General features: G+C 61.3%; 14 protein-coding genes. 2 read left to right on the top strand and 12 right to left on the bottom strand.

What is annotated here, in order from left to right; translation table 11 throughout:
• Positions 1-91: 91 nt before the first annotated feature.
• The 3 genes from ACFMO7_RS16785 to ACFMO7_RS16795 form a co-directional block, all read right to left on the bottom strand.
• Positions 92-2,419, bottom strand: a complete 2,328-nt coding sequence (locus tag ACFMO7_RS16785; protein WP_376796637.1) for a xanthine dehydrogenase family protein molybdopterin-binding subunit — start codon at positions 2,417-2,419, stop codon at positions 92-94.
• A gap of 727 nt (positions 2,420-3,146) precedes the next feature.
• Entirely contained in the window at positions 3,147-4,247 is a 1,101-nt protein-coding gene (locus ACFMO7_RS16790) for a right-handed parallel beta-helix repeat-containing protein (RefSeq protein WP_376796638.1), read from the bottom strand.
• Between the two features lie 462 nt (positions 4,248-4,709).
• Positions 4,710-6,014, bottom strand: coding sequence for an O-acetylhomoserine aminocarboxypropyltransferase (locus tag ACFMO7_RS16795; RefSeq protein WP_376796639.1), 1,305 nt, complete (start codon positions 6,012-6,014; stop codon positions 4,710-4,712).
• A gap of 171 nt (positions 6,015-6,185) precedes the next feature.
• Here ACFMO7_RS16795 and ACFMO7_RS16800 point away from each other — a divergent pair, with 171 nt between their 5' ends.
• Positions 6,186-6,908, top strand: coding sequence for a CoA-binding protein (locus ACFMO7_RS16800; RefSeq protein WP_376796640.1), 723 nt, complete (start codon positions 6,186-6,188; stop codon positions 6,906-6,908).
• 251 nt (positions 6,909-7,159) lie between these two features.
• On the opposite strand, the gene ACFMO7_RS16805 is transcribed toward ACFMO7_RS16800, so the two are convergent.
• From ACFMO7_RS16805 to ACFMO7_RS16840, 8 genes are all read right to left on the bottom strand, one after another.
• Positions 7,160-8,044, bottom strand: coding sequence for an LLM class flavin-dependent oxidoreductase (locus ACFMO7_RS16805; RefSeq protein WP_376796641.1), 885 nt, complete (start codon positions 8,042-8,044; stop codon positions 7,160-7,162).
• Between the two features lie 151 nt (positions 8,045-8,195).
• Positions 8,196-9,206: a Gfo/Idh/MocA family protein gene (locus ACFMO7_RS16810; protein WP_376796642.1), complete on the bottom strand. Its 1,011-nt coding sequence runs from the start codon at positions 9,204-9,206 to the stop codon at positions 8,196-8,198.
• A gap of 329 nt (positions 9,207-9,535) precedes the next feature.
• Complete coding sequence (locus ACFMO7_RS16815) at positions 9,536-10,351, bottom strand: hypothetical protein (RefSeq protein WP_376796643.1); 816 nt, start codon at positions 10,349-10,351, stop codon at positions 9,536-9,538.
• Between the two features lie 97 nt (positions 10,352-10,448).
• Complete coding sequence (locus ACFMO7_RS16820; protein ID WP_376796644.1) at positions 10,449-11,738, bottom strand: phenylacetate--CoA ligase family protein; 1,290 nt, start codon at positions 11,736-11,738, stop codon at positions 10,449-10,451.
• 374 nt (positions 11,739-12,112) lie between these two features.
• Positions 12,113-13,129 carry an FAD binding domain-containing protein gene (locus tag ACFMO7_RS16825; RefSeq protein ID WP_376796645.1) on the bottom strand — a complete coding sequence of 339 codons (1,017 nt, stop codon included), beginning with the start codon at positions 13,127-13,129 and terminating at the stop codon, positions 12,113-12,115.
• The gene (locus tag ACFMO7_RS16830; RefSeq protein WP_376796646.1) at positions 13,130-15,703 is read right to left on the bottom strand and encodes a xanthine dehydrogenase family protein molybdopterin-binding subunit; all 2,574 of its coding nucleotides are present in this window, start codon (positions 15,701-15,703) and stop codon (positions 13,130-13,132) included.
• 95 nt (positions 15,704-15,798) lie between these two features.
• Positions 15,799-16,311, bottom strand: coding sequence for a (2Fe-2S)-binding protein (locus ACFMO7_RS16835; protein WP_376796647.1), 513 nt, complete (start codon positions 16,309-16,311; stop codon positions 15,799-15,801).
• Positions 16,312-16,556: 245 nt separating this feature from the next.
• Positions 16,557-18,230: a mucoidy inhibitor MuiA family protein gene (locus ACFMO7_RS16840; protein ID WP_376796648.1), complete on the bottom strand. Its 1,674-nt coding sequence runs from the start codon at positions 18,228-18,230 to the stop codon at positions 16,557-16,559.
• A 418-nt stretch (positions 18,231-18,648) separates the two neighbouring features.
• On the opposite strand from ACFMO7_RS16840, the gene ACFMO7_RS16845 reads away from it, so the two are divergent.
• Positions 18,649-19,605, top strand: coding sequence for a hypothetical protein (locus ACFMO7_RS16845; protein ID WP_376796649.1), 957 nt, complete (start codon positions 18,649-18,651; stop codon positions 19,603-19,605).
• A gap of 71 nt (positions 19,606-19,676) precedes the next feature.
• Here ACFMO7_RS16845 and ACFMO7_RS16850 read toward each other — a convergent pair whose 3' ends face one another.
• On the bottom strand, positions 19,677-20,978 hold the full coding sequence (locus tag ACFMO7_RS16850; protein ID WP_376796650.1) for an amidase: 1,302 nt from the start codon (positions 20,976-20,978) through the stop codon (positions 19,677-19,679).
• Positions 20,979-21,084 lie beyond the last annotated feature (106 nt).

Consider the following 21,084-nt stretch of genomic DNA (forward strand, 5'->3'; position numbering starts at 1 on the left):
CTGATCCAGGAAGGGCGGGAACGGGAGGCACCTTTCTGGCTGCCGAGATCTGGAGTAGGCTCTCAACGGCCAGGGCACAGCAATTGAAGGTCTACTTCTGCTGCTGGAGAGCCTGCAGGACGCGCTCGGGCGTCATAGGCAGCCGGGTCAGGCGGACACCAAGAGCTGCCTTGATGGCGTTGCCGATAGCGGCAGCGACGGGGACGACCGGCGGCTCGCCTACTCCCTTGGCGCCGAAGGGGCCATGCTCCGATGGTACCTCGACGAGCAGGGGGGTAATGACGGGCACGTCGGTGCTATGGGGCAGGGCGTAATCCATCAGCGTGGCGGTGAGCAGTTGCCCCTGCTCATCGTAGACGAAGCCCTCGAAGAGGGCCCAGCCGATGCCCTGGGTGACTCCGCCGTGAATCTGGCCCTCGATCTCGGCAGGATTGATGGCGAAACCAACATCCTGTGCCGCCAGATAGTCGAGTACCCGTACCTCGCCTGTTTCGGGATCGACGGCGACACGTGCTACGTGGGCGGCATACATGGGCGAGGAGCTAAGGGCCGAGCGCCCACGGCCATAGATCGGCTGATAGCGGCTACCAAAGGCCGTGGTGACCTGACCGATCTTCTGAAGGGAAACGGATCGATCGGGCACACCGCGCACTACCACGCGATCCCTCTCGATCTCCAGGTCGTCAATGGCAGCTTCGAGCAGCTCGGCAGCTACCTCAAGGATCTGCTGACGGGCGTCGCGCACGGCGGCCAGCACGGCAGGTCCGACGGTATAGGTGATTTTGCTGCCGCCAGTGCTGCCGCTGTGGGGAACGTTGTCGGAGCCGCCATGCTCGATCTGCACAAGCTCAGGAGCGATGCCCAGCCCCTCAGCGGCAATCAGGGTCAGTGCCGAGTCGGTACCGGTCAGATCGACCGTGCCCACGATCACCGTGAGGCGCCCATCGCGATCAAGCCGGCAGGCCGCCGCCGCTGGCTCGGTCCCCCCCGGCCAACCACCGACCGCCAGGCCGATCCCCACTTTCCAGCCGCTTAGCTCGGGGGGCGGGGTCAGCAGCTCCTGGCGCCGCGCCCACAGCGGATGCTGGCCTACCTTCTGCAGGCAATCCAGCAGACCAATGCGCGGCCAGCGAGGACGCCGCCGATCCAGGGAGGGATCGCCTTCGCGCAGGCAGTTCTTGAGACGGAACTCCAGGGGGTCCATCCCTAGCTCAGCGCACAGCTCATCGACGGTCGACTCGAGAGCGAAGGTCGCCTGGGGCGCGCCAGGGGCTCGATAGGCTCCCACACCGACCTTGTTGGTCAGAACTTCATAGCAGCGAATATCGATGTTGGGACAGCGGTAGGTGCTGGCAAGAATGAAGCCAGCCAGGCCGGCAGCCGCTCCAGGATAGGCCCCGCTGTCGAAGATCACTTCGCTCTCAAGGGCGACGAGTGTGCCATCACGTTTCGCTCCAAGCCTGACGGTGATGATAGCCTGGGGCGCCGGGTTAGCCGCTAGAAGATCCTCGCTACGCGTGAGTACCAGGCGTACCGGTCGCCGGCTGGCTCTGGCTGCCGCCACAACGAGAGGCTCCAGCAGGGTGAATTTACCCCCAAAGGCGCCCCCGATCGGAACCGACTCAATATGGATCTGACGCTCAGGCAGATGCAGGGTTTCGGCGATCTCTGTACGGGTCGTGAAGAGACCCTGGGCACTGGCCCAGACCGTGTAATGTGCTCCGTCCGGAGAGGGCACCACCGTAATCGATTGCGGTTCCAGATAGGACTGGTGTACAACGCTGGTCCGATAGCGCCGCTCCACAACCACTTCGGCCTCACGCCAGCCAGCCTCGATCTGGCCTTGATGGAGATGACTCCTGTCGCAGACATTCTCGGAAAGAGGCTGGCTCACTGAGCTTTCTTCCTCTTCTCCTCCAGCAACAGCAGCATGGGCTTCTCCACCGGCGATCTCTCCAGCCTGTTGCTTCTCCAGAAGGCGCGCCGCAGGAGCGCCCGGCTCCATAGCGGCCAGCGGATCAACGACTACAGGCAATGGCTCGTAGTCTACCTCGACCGCCGCGGCCCCATCGGCGGCTGCCGCCTCACTCTCAGCCAGGACAAGAGCTACCGGATGGCCAGCCCACAACACTTCCTGGCGGGCCAGCGGGGATTTGGTACGCTCACCAGGATGATAGCCCTCGAGAGGTAGGGTTTCGCCCGTGTACACAGCACGGACGCCTGGTATGGCCAGCGCCTGGCTAACCTCAATGTTGACGATGCGCGCATGGGCATAAGGGCTAAGGACGGGCCGAGCATAGAGCAGCCTGCCAGGCACGGGGATGTCGCCAGCATAGCGTGCTTGCCCGGTGACCTTGGCGGGCGCGTCTGGGCGCTGAAAGGGTTTGCCAATGGCTTTGTATTCAGCCGTCTGGGTCATTGCTCACTCACTCACTCACTCTGCTACAGAAACAGGTTAAGGAAGGGAAAGCGCTTGAACCAGACAGGGCTTCTCCCTTCCTCCTGGGGAAAAAGCAGCTACTGACGAGAAGATAGTCCGCAGACAGTGTAGCACAAACTCGACCTGGCTGTCATGGGAAGCGAAGGGAGAGGGCGAGCCGGCAAGTGAAAGCAGCCAGGGCCGGGCCAGGCAGAGAAGAGAAAAGGCGACGCCTCCGCCACACCGGATAGCCCTACACCAGGGCAGTGAGCTATTGGGTTGGAGCGGAGGACGTCGCCCGCCCACTGAAGGAGCAATTGAGATGACAAGGCCACCAGAGAACCAGGAGGATTCTAAAGAGTCAGCCGGATCAGCTGGATCGCTGAGCCTGATAGGGATCTTGCTTCTTATGCTGCCTCTTGCCCTCTTCCTGGACCAGCAGCGGTGGCTGCCTCCTCAAGGTCTCTTTCGCTGTATGACCCCTTCGTGCGGTTGGTCTCAGCCTGAATGCCAGCCTGGCTGGTGGGTGATGCTTTGCTCATGCTGCCCTGCCCTGACAGGCTCGCCACAGCGGCCGTGGAAGCAGCCAGAGCAAGGCGGAGAGGCCAAGGCCCCTGACGGTTGGCCTCTTCCCGACCTCTGCCGTGGCGAGGCACCGTCAGGGTCAGCCGAGGAAGCCCAGGAAGCCCAGGCCAGAGGCTCCCTTTGTCTCTAGCGAAGCAAGGGCTTAGAGCACTAAAGCCACCAGCAAGCGACTCTGAATATCGGTTGTCGTACCAAGACCCAAAGAGAGATTGAGGGCCGAGCCACCACAGGCCGTATTGCCGCTCAGCTTCAGGTCGGTGGCCAGCACCAGATCGATCGGGTAGATATAGCCGGCGACGGTGGCATGAGTGGTAGCCAGATAGCCGGCGCCACAGATCGTATTGCTCACAATGCTGACTCCGCTGCCCTGAATGGTAATTCCTGCCTGATAGGCCTGGCCCGCGGCACCGCTGATGTTGAGAATGCGGGCATTGCTAATGGTATTGCTGACCAGGACGATATGGGTAGCCGTGCGAGCCGCGACGCAGAGGCCCTGACGCGCCCCGCTGTTCAGCTCGGAGATCCAGATGCCAATATCGTTATCCTGCAGGACGTTCGACCTCAGTTCCAGGCCCAGCGTCAGGGGCAGACCATAGCAGGAGCCTCCAACCACGGCGATGCCGGCCGCCACCCCCGGCTGGCTACCAACGTAAATATTGGCCGAGATGCGGTTGCCGCTCAGAGTGACATGCGCCCCACCGACAACCTGAATCCCGGTCTGGGCCACGAAGGAAATCGGTCCCAGCCCAATCAGGATGTTGTTGGTCACCACGGCGCTGTCCGACGGCCCGGCGATGATGACGCCCGAGCGCAGATAGTGGGTAATGGTGTTCCCCTCGATGGTCCCGCAGGCGTGGCTGTCATTGGCAAAGTAGATGCCCACACCAACATGAACGTTGCTCAGATGGACATCGCCAATGTCATGAATACGCGACTGCTTGATCGTCACATTGGCCCCGACGTTCAAGACCCCAAAGTCCAGAGCGCCGTAAATATCTGCATTGACGATGGAACCGGTCACGCCGCTGCTGAAAAAGACCCCAACGTCACAGCCCGTCGCGTTGACCACTCCCGTGACCGTGGTCGAAGGGTTGACCAGCGCCGCCGTCAGAGTGACTCCATGCCAGCTAAAGCCCGTCGACTTACAGCTCGTATGCCAGGCCCGCGCCCCCACAAGCTGCGAAAGTCCCAGACTCAACAAAGCTATCACCAGCGCTAACGGTACACATGCCGCCAAAATCAAGGAAGCTTTTCTTCGCAATGCCTTCCTCCACTTGACACCTGTAAGATGTTGCGCAGTCCCCTCTCGCCCTGACTACAGGCGAACAGACTGCACGATACTCCTGAAGGCACCCAAGCGAGTACCTTCTCCTATCGAAGCGTGGAAAAATATAACACGCTTTCCCATTGATGTCAATAAAGAATCTGCATTGTGATAATTTATGAATACATTGTAATGTTGAGTGATATGAATATATAAATGCTTATTGGTGAGACGCAGGCAGCGCGGAGGCGGGGGCTGGGAGCAAGGGCTTACCCCGGTGAGGGAGAAAGGAAAGGAAGGGTGAGGCGAGGCCGGGCTGGCTTTAGGGGAGAAAACGGCACCGGCAGGCGCAGGCTGTGCCAGACGGTGATATCTGCCGGTGCCGGAAATCTGGAGCGGCAGCCAGGAAGGACAGCTCTAGGGAAAGGCTTCCTCTCTTTCTCAGGCCACCTTCATGGCGGCATGCAAGGCCCGATCGAGGTCCCACAGAATGTCTTCAATATCCTCGATGCCGATGGAGACACGGATCATATCGGGTGTGACGCCGCCGGCTAGCTGGTCCTCTTCTGAGAGCTGCTGATGAGTGGTGCTGGCCGGATGAATGATCAAGCTGCGCGTGTCCCCCACGTTGGCCAGGTGGGAGAAGAGGCGTACATTGTTGATGACGGCCTTGCCAGCCTCGTAGCCGCCTTTGACACCAAAGGTAAAGATTGCCCCGGCGCCACGCGGCAAATAGCGCCTGGCCAGCTCATAGTAGGGGCTGTCGGGCAAGCCCGGGTAGTTCACCCAACTGACGGCCGGGTGTTCACTGAGAAACTGAGCAACGCGGAGAGCGTTCTGGCAATGACGTTCCATGCGCAAAGAGAGCGTTTCCAGGCCCTGCAGCAGCAAGAAGGCGTTGAAGGGACTCAAGCAGGGGCCGGTGTCGCGCAGGGTCTCACAGCGGGCCTTCATGACGAAGGCGAAGTCGCCGAAGGTTTCGTAGAAGCGAACCCCATGATAGCCCGGTGAGGGGTCGACAATGTGGGGGAATTTGCCGTTGTCCCAGGGGAATTTCCCGGATTCGACGAGGACGCCGGCTATGGAGTTGCCATGTCCTCCGATGAATTTGGTAGCTGAGTGCACTACGATATCGGCTCCGTGCTCGAAGGGACGGCAGAGATAGGGAGTGGCAAAGGTGTTGTCGACAATGAGCGGCAGGCCGGCCTCATGAGCAATGTCGGCTACAGCCTTGATGTCGAGTACGTCACCGCGCGGGTTGCCGATGGTCTCCCCATAGAGGGCGCGTGTACGCGGGGTGATGGCTCGCCGGTAGTTCTCGGGATCACTGCTATCGACAAAGATGGTGTTGATCCCCCAGGTGCGCAGGGTGATGTCGAACTGGGTATGTGTCCCTCCGTAGAGGCTACTCGATGAGACTAGCTCGTCTCCGGGTCGCAGGAGCGTCAGCATGGTGACCATCTGGGCCGCCATGCCCGAGGCGGTAGCCACGGCTCCGGTGCCTCCCTCCAGGGCGGCGATACGCTCTTCAAAGGCCGCCGTGGTGGGATTCATGATCCGTGTGTAGATGTTGCCAAAGCGCTGCAAGGCAAAAAGATGGGCGGCGTGATCGGTGTCATCGAAGACAAAGGAGGTGGTTTGATAGATTGGCACCGCCCTGGCGCCGGTGGTCGGATCGGGCCGCTGACCGGCATGGACAGACAGGGTGTTGAAGCCAAAGACGTGATCGCCGTCAATTTCTGGCATCCTCTATTCCCCTCTTCTCTCGTGTAGGCTGCTTGCTATAGTGCTCGCGCAGGCTAGCGTTCATCGGCCAGCGCAGATGAGGTCAGACAGGCAAAGTCTCCTGTCTGGCTGGGCCAGAGGCGGGAGCAGTGGGCGAGCCGACGAACGCTTCTCTTCTAAGTATGGTATCACATGGGCCTCGTTGCCCGGTGGTCCGCTGGCGGCAGACATGGCAACTACATGCAGTCTCCCTGTCCACTGCAGTACAATAAAGGGGGGCATGCCCCGGCTCTGAGCCGCTGCCTGCTGCGCTTCTTTGACCGCAGCACGACAGACAAAGCCGGCAAAAGTTGCAATTGTCTTGAGAAGGATGAGGTCCAGCGTTTTATGATGCAGTATGCTCCTGATATGTACGATCGTCTGAAGCTTCTTCAGACGTATCGCCATGTGGCCATCGTTGGCATCTCGGCTGATCCCTATCGTCCCAGCCATTTTGTAGCCATCTATCTCCAGGCGGAGGGCTACCATATCGTTCTGGTGAATCCTCGCTACGCCGGGCAGACGATCCTCGGAAAGCGGGTCTACGCTTCCCTGACAGAGGCTCGAGAGGCCGGCGAGACGATCGAGGTGGTAGATGTCTTCCGTAAGCCAGAGGATGTTTTGCCTATCGCCGAGGAGGCGATTCGCATCGGGGCTAAGGTGCTCTGGCTCCAGCTCGGCATTCGCAACGATGAGGCTGGGCGCCTGGCCCAGGAGGCCGGGTTGATTTTTGTTCAGAATAAGTGCATTAAGATGGAACATGCGCGCTTCTTCGGCGGCCTGCACACGGTCGGTCTGAACACGGGCGTGATTCTTTCGCGAGCTTTGCCCAGGGCCGAGGTGCTGAAGCCCTCGGCAGCCGAGCTGGTCCGTTAGGTAGCGGCGGCCAGCGGCCTAGCGTCCGATCCGACGGCGGGAGGAGCCGGCTCTGAGCTGGCGCATCTTGATTGTTGGAGGGATCAGGGAAGAAAAGGAAAAGAAGATAGGGCAGCAGGCCGGTCCTCACTCCCGCCGCCGCTCGTTTGCACAAGACGAGGGGACATCGCTGCGGAGTGGGGACCGGCTTGTCGCCTCTTACTCTGCCTGGAGAGGGGCCTTCCGCTTCCGCTGCCCATGGCTGGCTGACTTCAGCGGAAATGTGGCACGACGCTACGCGCGAAGCGCTCCAGTGAGGGAATATCCAGGAAGCGAAAGATGAAGTGGGAGACGCCGACCTCGATAAACTGCTCTAGCTCGCGAATGACTTCGGCGGGACTGCCCGCGATGAAGTGCTTTTTGGGGTCGCGGGCGACGAGGGTGGGATCGTCCGCGACGCTAGCTGTGCTGAGGTAGGTTAGAGTAATCTCGGCGGGATTGCGCCCGAGGCGTTGACAATGTTGGTGCAATATGGCCAGCTTGCGGCTGTATTCTTCGAGCGTGCAGGAATTGAAGTTCCACAGGTCGGCATAGCGCGCGGTTATGGCCAGAGTGCGCTGCTCGCCACCTCCACCTATGAGAAGGGGGATCGGCTGCCGCGGTGCCGGCAGACAGTGGGCCTCTTCAATGCGATAGTGTCGCCCGACAAAGGTAGCCGGGCCACCTTGCCACAAGAGCCGCAAGATGTGAATCGCCTCCTCCAACTGCTCCATCCGCTCTTTAACCGGTGGAAAGTGATATCCATAGGAACGATATTCGTGTTCCTGCCAGCCGGCGCCAAGGCCAAGGATCAGTCGCCCACCGGACATCAGTTGCAGGTTGGCGGCCATCTTGGCCAGCAGAGCCGGGTTGCGGTATCCCTGACCAAGGACCAGCGAGCCGACCTTCAGATGGGGATAGCGGGCCGCTACGTAACACATGGTTGAGAAGCACTCCATGACGGCTGCCTCTCCCCAGTCAAAGTGATCCTCAACCCAAATAGTGCTGAATCCCTCCGCCGCCTGAATCAGACGCTGATTATAGTCCCATAGCTCGTCCGCCTCCAATGGGGGACGCTGCATCATTTGAAGCATTAAGCCAAATTCAACACGACTCACGCTTGCTCGTCCCTTCTATCAGATTACGCCTGAGTAGGCTTGCCCTCGTAGAGAGCATCATATCACATGCCGGCAGTCAGTCGCCGCAGGGCCAGGCTGGCGCGAGGCTGCTTCCCCACCAGGAAAATCGCGGAGGCCAAGAGGCTTCTCCCTAGCTCAGGGGCCACTGGTAGCCGGCGGAGCGATAGATAGCCTCGATGGTGGCCAGATTTTCCAGGGATTCTTCAAGCTGCAGCAAGGGAGGACGGCCTGTACGCAAGCAGCTTCCAAAATGTTCAATCTCCAGGCGATAGGGATCGGTGGGCGGGAAGCGGCGAACGACGATCTGCTCCCCTACGGTCAGGGTTACGGTGGTTTCTACCTGACCAGGTGTGAAGGGACCGTTGAGCAGGAGGGTTCCGTTCTCTCCGACGATTTCGGCTAGCTGACGGGTAGGCAGCTCGAAGCTGCTATCGATGAGGGCAAAGCGCCCTTCCCCAAAGTCGAGAAAGGCCACCACAGCACGCTCAACTTCTCCGCGCGCAGGGACGTAGACACGCGCCCCCACAGCCAGCGGCGCCCGACCATAGATTGCGCGGCAGAGATTGAGCGAGTAGCAGCCCACATCGACGAGCGAGCCTCCGCCAAGCGTGGCCTGCAGGCGAATGTCGCGAGGACGGCTACGCAGGTCGAAATAGAAGGAGGAGCGCACAAACTTGACGGCCCCGATGAGGCCCTCGCTGATCTGCTCCATGACCCAGAGCATTTGAGGATGAAAGCGATACATGAAGGCTTCCATGAGGAGCCGGCCCTGGGCACGAGCGGTCTGGAGCAGACTCAGGCCCTGCTCAACAGTGAGGGCCAGGGGCTTTTCGCAGAGAACGTGCTTGCCAGCCTTGAGGGCCCGAATACCCCATTCGGCATGCAGACTGTTAGGCAGGGGCAAATAGAGAGCCTCTACTTCTCCGTCGGCCAGAAGGCTCTCATAATCACCATAGATGCGCACGGCTGGGGGAACAGGCAGCAGCAGGCGCAGGCGCTCCGGATCGCGACTGGCGATGGCCACCAGTTGCGCGCTGCTAGAGGCCTGAATGGCCGGAATCACGCGCTTGAGAGCCACACTGGCTGCGCCAAGTATCCCCCATCGCACCGGCACTTCTGTTGAAGGTAGCTCGCTTTGCATAGACCTCTCTTCCTGAGAGCACGCACAGAGTGCTGCTTTATCCTTTGGCCTGAACAGCTAGATGGCTGGCCCTGCCGGGTCGATGGCTCATGCTGGCCTCGCGGCTTCTGCTCAGCTTGTGCCTGCCCGCCCTCCCTCTCCTGGTCGAGCGCCAGGCAGAGTCTATCAGAGGCCACTCAGGCCAGGGGAGAAGGCATAGAACCGGTGGCCCACAGGCAGGCAGGGCAAGACCAGGGCTATCGCTGGCTCGCTGGCCTGAGTGCACTGGATGCGCCACCGGTCGTCTTGCGAAAAGGCTGGCCGCCAACCCGCCGCTTCGACAGGCGAGGCTAAACCTCGTTTCCTCTGGGCCAGGAGCAGCCACCAGCGACAAGGATAGCCTCTGTCTGCCCCGCCTCGGGCAAGGCCGCCAGCTCGACGGGCGCTGAACGAGAGACAATCACGCGGATGCCGTCCAGGAATTGCCCACCCAGCCAGGCTTCGATATCGCCGGTCAGCCTGAATGCGCCTGCATCCAGGGGATGGGCGCGAATCAGTAGAAAGGCTCCACGCTCCTCACGAGGACGCAGCCAGAGCGGTCGCCCCAGAGGCCATCGACTGCCGTCTCCGGCCAGCTCTACCCAGAAGCGGAAAGCTCTCGCCTCCAGGCCCAGGCTCTGGGTATGCAGCTGCAGGCGCAGCGGCTGAGCCTTCCTCGTGGGATTCGCCAGGAGAAAGGGCACCCGCCAGCGGTAGCTCTCTGCCTCGGCCTCGATGACCTGCAGGTTACAGCCAACGATCAAAGGCTGTAGCCAGCCCTCGATATCCAGCTCGACACGCAGGCAGCGGTGGCCGCCGACCAATGGCAGCCATTGCCAGGTTAGGACCTCGATACAGGTTGGATCTGCAGGCAGGGTCAGCGGCCCCTGCTCCGGCAATGGCTCGGATTCGAGAAAGCCCACCCCAAAGGAGTAGACGGACGGCCTGATCTTCCGCACCTGGAGCGGCTCCCCCGTCTCGTTACAGACATGCAGATAGATGGTGGCCGTCTCGCCGACCCGCGGCGGGTTAGGAGCGATCGTCAGCCCTCCGGCGGCGAAGCGAAGCCGACGCGAGAGGTCAGCAGGAGGAAGAGTTTGGCCAAGTGACAGGACCTTCGAACTCATAGATCTCCTCCTTCAATGGCCAACAAAAGCACGACATGAACAAATCCTCCCATTATACGCTCCAGACAGATAGTGATGCAAGAGGAGAGGGAGAACGCTAGAGCGTCCGCTTGCGGCGATCCTCCACGCGCCTGGCCTTCAGCTCGAAACGCGGCAGGCTTCCCTCGGGAACAGCCTCTACTGGGATACGTAAGCCGAAAGCAGCGCGCAGAGCCTCTTGAATCGCTCCGACCGCGACAGGAGGGCACTCGACCTGGAGGGCGACTTCGTCTAGTGGCCCATTGCTGGTGACGATGATGCGGTACTCGGCAACTTCGGGAAAGCGATGCAGGACATCGGCAATGGCCGAAGGATAGATATTGACGCCGCGCACAATGAGCATGTCATCGCTGCGCCCCAAGATGCCGCCAGGTAGGAGCAGGAAAGCGCGGCCACAGGGGCAGCTATAGCCCCCATTGCGCACCAGATCACCTGTGCGGTAGCGCAGGGCAGGGTTGCCCCAGCGCCCCAGGTTCGTCAGTACCAGCTCGCCAACTTCGCCTACCGGCACAGGCTGGCCAGAGCGGGGGTCGAGAATTTCAGCGATAAACTCGCCTTCATTGACATGCAGGCCGTGTTGCTGCTCGCAGGTAAAGCCGTAGGCACCCATTTCGGACATGCCAGCATGATCGTAGGCTTTGGCTCCCCAGGCCTCTTCGATGCGCCGGCGCGTGGCCGGAATCGAGGCCCCCGGCTCGCCCGCGTGGATAGTAACGCGCACTTTCAGCTTGTGCAGATCGATGCCCTCCTCTCGGGCCACCTCTGCCAGGCGCAGGGCATAGCTTGGGGTACAGACTAAAACGGTCGCCTGTACGTCCTGCATCATGCGCAGGCGCTGCAGTGAGTCCATACCCCCACCAGGAACTACCAAGGCTCCCAGATTTTTGGCCCCCTCACAGGCCGCCCAGAAGCCAATGAACGGCCCAAAACCAAAGGCAATGAAGATAACGTCGTCGCGGGTGACGCCCGCCGCCTGATAGACCGTTTTCCAGCAGTCGGCCCACCACTTCCAGCTCTCAGCCGTATCAAGGACCCGCAAGGGCCGCCCAGTGGTGCCCGAGGTCTGATGGTAACGCACGTATTCGCTGAGTGCGTAGGTCATGTTCTCGCCATAGAGCGGATGCTGCTCCTGATCGGCCAGCAGCTCCTGCTTGGTCGTAAATGGCAGGCGCGCCAGATCGCGCAGGCGGGTCAGCGAGAGCGACTGACCATTAGCCAGCAATTTCCGCTCGTAGAAACTATTGCGAGGCAAGATGCGCGTAAGCCCTAACTGGAGCCGGGCCAATTGCCGCGCTTCGATCAACGAACGCGAAGCAGTCTCCAGTCGTGGATGATTCGATTGAGGCATGAATCACGTCCTTTCACTCCCAGTCCCGAGCTGTCCGGCGGGTGGGAAAGCACGCCATAGCTCTTGTTTTTCCTTTCTCTTCTGGTCACTGGTGTGTTGGTTGCTCTACAGACAGCTTGCTTGTCTGTCGTGTCCTCTCTCTTCAGCGACAGCAAGCGACCTTCTCCGGGGCCCGGCCTGGCTCGTGCTGCGCCTGGCTGGCTGGCCGGCTGGTCTGGACTTCCAGCCGGCCTCTCGAACAGAGCCAGCGGCCTCCAGACGGTGAGCAAAGGATGGCCCTCTCCTTCACCCACCAGACAGACGGGCGGGGCCTTCTCATGCTCTAACACGTCGAGGCAACGGCAGAGCGCTTCAGGGGTCGCTCTGAGCCGAGCCTATTCGGCTCCGCCGCCCTGGCTGCCTTGTTCTGTCCCTAGCAGTAGGGCGAGTGCCCGGCGCACGTAGACCGGTGTGAGCTGTTTGCGATAGGTAATGGTGAGATCGGCATTGTCCAGTGGCCTGGCGCGCTTCGCTGCCAGGGTTGCTACCTCCTGTAGCAGAGCCGGCGTTGGCTGCTGCCCTTGGAGGCGGGCCATCGCTTCTTCGGCTTCGACAGGGTGCGAAGCAACGGCGCCCAGGGCAATGCGTGCCTCGCCTATGCGGCCATCCTGCTCACAGCGCAGGGCCACGGCCACACCGAGAATGGGGAAGTCAAAGGAGCCACGTCGGCGTAGCTTGAGGTAGGTGCTGCGCCAGCCGAGCGCGGGAGGCAGTCTGACCTCGCTCAGAACCTCGTCGGCCTCGCGATTATATGGTCGCAGGCCATCGTCACGAAACAGCTCCTGAATGGGTATCTCGCGCTCACCGCGCACGCTGACCAGGCGTACCCGCGCTCGCAAGGCCACGAGTACGGGCACGGTATCCGCCGAGGAAATGGCCCAGCAGCGCGGACTGCCCGGAGCAACAAGACAGATGCTGCCCTCCCGCTTCATGCAATAGCCGATAGAATGGCGCCAGAACTCCGTTTGATTATAATAGTTGCAGCGGGTATCAAGCAAGATATTGCCGCCAAGCGTGCCGACATTGCGCAACTGAGGTGTGGAGACCGCCGCGGCAGCCAGCGCCAGGGCGGGATAGTGGGCGCGAATGAGTGGGTGGCGGCTAATGCTGGTCAGCGTTTCACCTGCTCCGATGCGCAGCCCCAGCTCAGGGGAGCCGCTGATGCCTTTGAGTTCGGGAAGGTGACGCAGCCCGACGAGCGCCGCAGGGGTGAACTGGCGACGCTTCATATTGGGCAGCAAATCGGTTCCGCCAGCCACGGGCATGGCCTGCGGCCCCTCCTCGGCCAGCAGCCGGATGGCCTCGTCGAGCGTGCGCGGGGCCAGATAGCGAAAAGGAGGAAGACGCAGCATTTAGAGAGTTCCTCCTTTCTGGGGAAGCTGGGAGGAGGGGGTGGCAGTCCCCTGGAGAGTAGTCGCTCCCTCTTTTTGACGCTGATGGCGGCCGTTGGCTGGATTGGGCCGCTGCTCCGGCGACCAGCGAATGAGCCGCGCCGGCCACGGCTCAGAGAGAACAACAGGCGAGACACGGGGCGCAGGCAACGGACGCTCACCAGGCTCGCTATGAGCCGCTTTGAGGGCCCGCAATACTTTATCTGGCGTAATGGGCACTTCGTCGATGCGAATGCCCACGGCGTTATAGATGGCGTTGGCAATGGCCGGGATGACGGGAAGTAGTGGCCCCTGCCCGGCCTCTTTGGCCCCAAAGGGACCCTCGTCGTCAGGACGGCCCACCAGGATGCTCTCTATCTCCGGAGTATCCAGGGTGGTGGGAATTTTATAGTCCAGAAGCGAAGGGATCTTGTGCCGCCCTTTGCGAAAGATCTGCTGCTCCATCAGGGCCTCGCCATAACCCATGTAGGCGCTGCCCTCCACTTGACCCGCAACGAGCAAGGGGTTGATCGCCTGACCTACATCGTGCGCTAGCCAGAGCTTCTCAACTCTGACCTCGCCGGTTTCGCTATCCACCGCGACCAGAGCCACGCAAGCTGAATAGGAGTAGGCGGGCGAAGGACCAACGCCCGCTCCTTTGAAGTCACCGTGGATGTCATCCGGCGGTGCGTAGGAGCCGGCGGCGACCAGGGCCCCGTAGCGAGCTTCTGCCAGTTGGACAGCCTGCTCAAAGGAGAGGGCCACCTTGGGGTCCTCGAGATAGTAGATGAGGCCATCACCGCTCTCCAGGCGCTCTGCGGGGACCCGCAGCCGCTCGGCAGCCACGCTGTGAAGGAGGGCTTTCAGCCGCCGGGCCGCCTGAATGGCGGCGTTGCCTGCCATGAAGGTTACGCGGCTGGAGTAGGAGCCGAGATCGACTGGCGTCAGGGTGGTATCAGCGGTTTCGAGGTGGATGCGCTCCGGTTCAACCCCCAGCTCCTCGGCCACGATATAGGCAAGGATCGAGGTTGAGCCCTGACCGATATCGGTGGCGCCGCAGTAGACGGCGACTCCTCCTCCTCGGTCGAGGCGAATCTGGACGGCGGAGTGAGGCATGTCGTTCCAGTAGATTGGCTTGCCAGCCCCACAGATATAGGTCGAGATGGCCAGGCCCATGCCGTAGCGCACGGACGAGGATCGACGGGCCGCCTCCGCCTCACGCGCCGGACGGGTGGCTTGAAATTCCCGCCAACCGGAGCGGGCAACGACCTGGTCCAGGCACTCTTCAAGGGCACAGCTCGTGATGCGCAGGCCGTTGATGGTTCGGCTATAGGGCCGCACCAGGTTACGCTTGCGCAGCTCGACCGGATCCAGTCCGAGGTCGGAGGCGATTTTGTCGAGGTGCACCTCGACGGCGAAGCGCGGCTGGGGTGTGCCGTGGCCACGCTTGGGACCACAGGGCGGCTTGTTGGTGAAAACGCGCATGCCTTCAAATTTGTAGGCAGGCAGAGCATAGGTGACCGGCTGAAGGGCACCCGTGTAGTAGGTCGTGGCCACGCCGTAGGAGCCATAGGCCCCCCCATCAAGGAAAGAGCGGAAATGCATGGCTGTGATCGTCCCGTCACGCTTGACTCCCGTCTTGATCCACATTTTGACGGGGTGACGCCCGCGATGGATCAGAAAGACTTCTTCGCGCGTACAGGTGATCTTGACAGGCCGCCCGGTGCGCCGCGCCAGCTCACAGGCACAAATCTCATGCGAGAAGGGATCACTCTTGCCACCGAAGCCACCGCCAACGTGGGGGGCAATCACGCGCAGATGAGAGGGCGGAATGCCCAGGACCTTGCTGACCTCGCGATGCACATAGTGAGGGGTCTGGGTTGAGGACCAGAGGGTCAGCTTCCCCCCAACAGGATCATGAGGGTTCGGCTCCCAGCGCGCTACGCAGGCATGGGTCTCGATAGGGACATGGTTGTTGCCCTCATAGTAAAACCAGTCCTCGCGTACGTAGTCGGCAGCGGCAAAGCCAGCTTCAACCTCCCCGAATTCATAGGAGACGGCCTTGTGAATGTTCCCGTTGCGCGCCTCCTCGTGGATCTTGATATCGGGGTGAGCCAGGGCTTCATCGATGCTCATGAGGGCAGGCAAAAGCTCGTACTCGACTTCGATCAGACGGAGAGCCTGCTCTAGGGTGTCTGGGTCAACGGCAGCCACGGCGGCCACCGGGTCGCCAACATAGCGCACTTTGTCAATGGCCAGCGCCGTTTCGTCCTGACTCGAGGGCAGAATGCCGTACTTGCAGGGCAGGTCCTCGCCGGTAATGATGGCGAGTACACCCGGCAGCTCGCGCGCCTTCCGAGTGTTGATCGAGATAATGCGCGCGTGGGGATGAGGCGAGCGCAGTAGGCCCCCATAGAGCATACGCGGAAGCATGATGTCATCGGCATAAATGGCCCGTCCAGTGACGGCGCTATAGGCATCAACCTTGGGCCGAGGCGTACCCACCACTTTGTAGGGACCCGCTTTGCGCGCTTGCAGACGCCGCCATTCGTCCATAAGCTTCTCCTCTCTCTCGCTTGCTCGCTCGCTCGCGTACCGGTGCTGAGCAGACGATAGCAGACCAGATCAGCACCGCTCCGGTCAGGAGGCCTTCAGGAGTGCAGAGCCGTATCGGGCTGCCGCTCACCCGTCTGTACGGAGGCCAGTCGCTCCGCCGCAGCCTCGATCGCTTCGTAGATCTTTGTGTATCCGGTGCAGCGGCAGAGATTCCCAGAAAGGGCCTGTTTGATCTCTTCGCGCGTCGGATGGGGATTCTGACGGAGAAGGGCTACTGCCGAGAGTAACATGCCTGGAGTACAATAGCCGCATTGAGCCGCCCCTAGCTCGGCGAATGTCTCCTGAAGTGGATGTAGCCTGCCATGTTCCTCTAGCCCCTCAATGGTCGTAATTTCGCAATCCTGGACCTCTAGCGGTAGGGTCAGGCAGGCCAGAACCGGCACGCCATCGAGGAGCACGGTGCAGGCACCACACTCGCCTAGCTCACAGCCGTGCTTCGTGCCGGTCAGCCCGAGATCCTCACGCAGGACCTCTAACAGGGTCCGATGAGGCAACACCGCCACCTCGTAGCGTTCACCATTGATACGCAGGGTAATCAGTTCGCGCATGTGGTCTCCTTCCGGCCCGATGGCCATCTCCAGGGTGACCTGGGGAGACCCCCCCTTAGTGAGCACTCCGGCTGACAGGGGAGCCGATCAGGTTCTTCAGATAGTGTAACCCTGTGTTATTATAGCATTTTTCCTCACCATTCGATATCGCCCAAGTGCAGCACTGAATCTGTAAAGCCTATGCAGCTCTGCCGGCTCCTCAGTAAATGGGACCCCTGCGCGCACTGGCCTGGCCCCAACGGGCATCAGGGCAGGCCAGTGACGCGCAGGTCACGCGGATGCTCGACGACGAAGCGCTCCTCTATCTGCTGCGTACCGCCAGGGGGCAGAGTGAAGCGCCAGGTAAGCTGCTCCAGCTTACTGCGCTCTTGTGGCTCAGGCTGCAGGGAAGCGATCCGCACTTTGATGCGCTCGTGACGCGAGAGAGGGAGACGATCCATGATGATGACCTGACGCTCTGTCTGGGCAAAGTTCTCAACAGTGATGCGGTAGGCGTAGGTGATGCGCCGCACGCTCCCTTGCAAGAGACCCACCTGCTCAACTGTCCGCTCGATCAGTTTGCGCCGCACACGTACCGCATCATCGAGGCCGAGGAAGAGGTGAAAGGTCTGCCCTGGGGCGGTCAGGTCGATCTCGGTGGTCCCGACGTACTCGCTATCGACAAAGATGTTGGCCTGGCCCTTGAGCAGGACGCCGCCGCTGCTATTCTCAATAGTGGCGCGCAGGTGGGCCGCTTCCTCCAAGGCGGGAATGGCCATCACTTCAAGCCGGCAGGGCAGCCGATATTGAGCGACGAGGGTGCGATGAGGTGAGCCATCGGAGGGAATGTTGATAGAGTGACCGCAGCGATAGACCAGGGCCGTGGCACGCTGCTCGATCTCCGCACTCGGCTCGACCACTTCTTCCTGGCTGGTCGTTGCTTTTTCTTCTTCTTCTTCAGCCGAACTCCCTGGGGCTGGCAGGGCACCGGCTGAGGTAGGCAGCAAGGCCCACGGCTGCCGCCTACCGGGCTGGGAGTTCATCATAGACGGTGCCCCCATCGGGGGAGCCGACATATAGGGCGACAAGACTGGCTGGAAAGTGTCCAGGTACCAGGGCTTCAGCTCGGGCAAGACCGTGGCCCGGGCCGGGCGTGCCGTCGAGAGCGCCAGCGCTACCTCATGCCAGTCTTCACCGCTCTGTTGCTCTACCAGGCCAATGCAGGTCAGTTCGAGGGTGTTTTCTTGACCACCGTTCTCCTGACTGCTCTCCCCAAAAGAGAGGCGGGCATCGTAGCCAGGACGCCAGGCAGCTCTTTCGACCAGGTAGCTTAGCCCCAGCGTTAACTCGCCGGCCCGAGGCAATTCCACACTCACAAGCACGGCCAGACGATCCGGGTCATTGTGGAGGCTTTTCCGCTCCAGCTCCCTCTTACTGGCTTTCAACTCCTCTTGGAGCTGCTGCAGTTGAATTGCGATATCCTGGGAAGCCTCTGCATCTCGAAGAATCTGATCTAGCAGGCTGGCAAACAGACTGTGGTAGTCGCCTGGCTGCAGACGCCCTTGAGTCAGGCCCTGAATGAGAACCGGCGCCTGTTCACCCAACGCTTCTACCCAGCTTCGATGCCGCTCAAGGGCCTGCTGGCGGGCTTGCAGAAGCTGGATCTTCCGCGCCAACAAGTCACAGGTCGTTTGCAGGCGCAGCAGTTCTTGCTCAGGTGGACGTGCCAGGAAGGCCGTAGTGACTTCAACCCCGAGCAGGCGCGTTCCTGCCGGTCCCTTCCCACTTGCGCTCAGCGAGTCCTTGAGAAAGGGGGGCAGATAGTTGATCCGCAGCTCGTGCTCGCCAGCTTCCAGGGCCAGGCTCCCCTGGCGCCGGACCAGGGCCCGATCGTTGTAGACAGTGACTTCGGTGATGCGCGTCTCTAACTCTATGACCATAGCTTACCTCTATGAGCATACTGACATGCCAGATGGGCGGGGGTCAAAAGTGGCAGACGATCTACTGCTCCGCTTTAGGCTGACCTCGCTCTGGTCCCCGGCAGAGCAACGCTCGCTAGTATAGACGCCCACCCACCGGCTCTTTGACGGTTCGCTCCCTACGTGCTACCTTCTGAGAGCCTCTGGAGCGGCCCCGGTCTTGCCTAAGACAACCCTGAGCAGGTAAGAATGGCTGTGGCCGACCAGCCGATAGGTTCCGCCACCAGCCTGCGAAGGGCAAACAAAGCAGGCGCGCAGCCTCCAGGACTATACTCACTCCCTGAGCAACCTTCACTGGCTCGCCTGTCTGCTTCCAAGCCACCTCTCACGGGAACGCCTTTCCGGAGTTGCAGCAGTTAAGAGTACACAAGGAGGAAGAATGTTGTTGTTCACTGGCACCATGCGATGGCGACAGAACCGGCCCTGCTGGCAGCCCCAACTACTCGGGTTGCTCGCCGTCTGGGGGATAGTGAGCCTCTGGCCAGGGATCTGCTTCTCCTGGCCCCTCTCTCCTTCGGCTGCGCTCGGGGCCGCCCGTCCACTCAGTGGCTGGCACCCTCTGGGAATACGCTCCCCCCGGACGACCAGGCCACAGTCCACCAGCCACAACTTGCTTTATCACGATGGCCCTGTGATGGGCCATACCATGACCGCTTACGCCATCTTCTGGGAACCGGCTGGCTCCCAGGTGAGCGCGAGCTATCACCAGTTGATCGAACGCTACTTCCAGGATGTGGGCAATTCGGCCCTCTATCGTAACAACGGGCAATACCCCGATGGCAGCGGCCAGGCTCCTACCGGCGCTACCTTTGGTGGCTCCTGGATCGACCGCCGCCCTTATCCAGCCCCAACCCTGAGCGATGCCCAGATTCAGGAGGAGATCAGACGCGCGCTGCAGATCCAGGGCTGGACCGCCTCCCTCTCCCATATGTTCTTTGTCTTTACGGCCCGAGGAGAAAACATCTGCTACAACAACTTCTGCAGCTTCTCTAGTTTTTGCGCCTATCACGGTTACTTTGATAAGGAGATCATCTACGCCGTCATCCCCTATACAGGCAGCGATCGTCAGGCTTGCGGCCTCTCCTCATCGCCTAATCACGATAGCGATGCCGACAGCAGCATCAATGTGACTTCCCACGAGCAGATGGAAGGTGCGACCGATCCGCTGCTCAACGCCTGGTACGATAGCCAGGGAAGCGAGATCGGCGACAAGTGCTCGTGGGAGTTCGGGCCGACCGGCTCCGACGGCGGCAACGTGACCTGGAACGGACATCGCTACCTTGTTCAGAAGGAATGGGACAATCAGAGCGGAGGCTGTACCCTGGGCGGCGCGTAGGCCGGAGACCCCTCGGTTTCTGGAGCGGCCAGCCGTCTGGCAGGCCAACGGGCCAGAGAGCAGAGACGGGATCAGCCCGATTCGCTCAAGGCCGCCGCCAGTGAGCTGGCCCAGGCCAGCAGCTCTTCATCGCGTCGCCAGCCTGCCACACATTGCAGGCCAAGCGGCAGCCCATTCTCAGCCAGGCCCGCCGGTAGGCTAACGGCTGGCAGGCCCGCCTGAGTCCAGGGCAGGTTCATGAGGCCGCTGCCCGTTGTTTGCAGGCCCGCGGGAGCTGGTCCGGGGGCCGCTGGGGTCAACCAGAGATCGATCCCCTCGCGTTCCATCAGCGCCTGCAAGTCTGTGCGCAGGCGCTCGCGCTCCGCCCGTGCCTCTAGAATCTCCTCAATTGTGATAGTTGCCCCTTCACGAATGGCAGCCGCAGTCAGAGGACGGTAGAGGGCCGCATAGTCCTGGAACCAGCGAGCATGCACCCGTGCCATCTCGGCATGGACCAGGCGCAGATGACGTCGATTGATCGCATCGATATCGTGCAGGGCAGGCACACGTTTGATCCGATAACCCGCCCTTTGGAGAAGGGCTAGCTGCTCTTCAAAGGCGTGCCGCGCCTCTGGGCTGGCCTGCTCGAGATATGGCCCTTCGGGTACGCCCAGCACCGGCGGCGGGAGCGGAGGAAGAGCGCGCCAACCACGACAGAGCAGGGACGCCACCAGAGCCAGACCCGCGAGATCCTGCGCGAATAGGCCCACCGTATCGAGGGAGGGAGCACAGAGAACCAATCCATCGGCAGAGATGCGTCCGAAAGTGGGTTTGAAGCCCACAACGCCGCAAAAAGCCGCCGGACGCAGGACGGAGCCGATGGTCTGGGTCCCCAGAGCCAGCGGACAGTAGCCGGCAGCGACCGCCGCCGCCGAGCCGCTGCTAGAGCCGCCAGGCGTATGGAGAGGATTGCGAGGATTGCGCGTCGGTCCTGGTTCGAAATAGGCAAATTCAGCGCTAACGGCCTTGCCAAGCACAAGCGCGCCCGCCTCCCGCAGGCAGGTCACACAGCTTGCCTGTGGTCCATCCAGAAGCCAGGCTGGAAGCTGTGAGCCAGCGCGTGTCGGGAAACCATGGACATGAAAGAGGTCCTTGACGGCGAATAGGACTCCATAGAGGGGCGGGCGCCTCGCTGGCTCGGGATAGCGCCGCTGCAGGTTCAAGGCTTCCCCGAGCAGACGCTCGCGGCGTCCCTCTTCAGGTAAGAGCGCTGCCAGCTCAGACTCAGCCCTCTCAATCCAGTCACAGGTTTCCTCAATAGAGGCAAGCAGGTCCTGGCAGCCATTCCTGAGCTGCTCCGCCTGCTCGTGCAGTCGCACATTTCTCGTCCACATCCCCTTTCCAGGCTCCTTTCCTCGTCTTGGGTGAATATTTCGCAACGCGCGCTTAGCCAATGAGAGACACACTCTTGCACGTCAGAGCACTTGTGAAGGGCAGCGA

It is taken from the genome of Thermogemmatispora sp., assembly GCF_042408735.1.
Lineage (GTDB): Bacteria > Chloroflexota > Ktedonobacteria > Ktedonobacterales > Ktedonobacteraceae > Thermogemmatispora.

Coding starts and splice junctions, on each gene's coding strand:
- ACFMO7_RS16785 (WP_376796637.1), bottom strand. CDS start 2,419: ATGACCCAGACGGCTGAATACAAAGCCATTGGCAAACCCTTTCAGCGC.
- ACFMO7_RS16795 (WP_376796639.1), bottom strand. CDS start 6,014: ATGCCAGAAATTGACGGCGATCACGTCTTTGGCTTCAACACCCTGTCT.
- ACFMO7_RS16800 (WP_376796640.1), top strand. CDS start 6,186: ATGGGCCTCGTTGCCCGGTGGTCCGCTGGCGGCAGACATGGCAACTAC.
- ACFMO7_RS16810 (WP_376796642.1), bottom strand. CDS start 9,206: ATGCAAAGCGAGCTACCTTCAACAGAAGTGCCGGTGCGATGGGGGATA.
- ACFMO7_RS16815 (WP_376796643.1), bottom strand. CDS start 10,351: ATGAGTTCGAAGGTCCTGTCACTTGGCCAAACTCTTCCTCCTGCTGAC.
- ACFMO7_RS16820 (WP_376796644.1), bottom strand. CDS start 11,738: ATGCCTCAATCGAATCATCCACGACTGGAGACTGCTTCGCGTTCGTTG.
- ACFMO7_RS16825 (WP_376796645.1), bottom strand. CDS start 13,129: ATGCTGCGTCTTCCTCCTTTTCGCTATCTGGCCCCGCGCACGCTCGAC.
- ACFMO7_RS16830 (WP_376796646.1), bottom strand. CDS start 15,703: ATGGACGAATGGCGGCGTCTGCAAGCGCGCAAAGCGGGTCCCTACAAA.
- ACFMO7_RS16835 (WP_376796647.1), bottom strand. CDS start 16,311: ATGCGCGAACTGATTACCCTGCGTATCAATGGTGAACGCTACGAGGTG.
- ACFMO7_RS16840 (WP_376796648.1), bottom strand. CDS start 18,230: ATGGTCATAGAGTTAGAGACGCGCATCACCGAAGTCACTGTCTACAAC.
- ACFMO7_RS16845 (WP_376796649.1), top strand. CDS start 18,649: ATGTTGTTGTTCACTGGCACCATGCGATGGCGACAGAACCGGCCCTGC.
- ACFMO7_RS16850 (WP_376796650.1), bottom strand. CDS start 20,978: ATGTGGACGAGAAATGTGCGACTGCACGAGCAGGCGGAGCAGCTCAGG.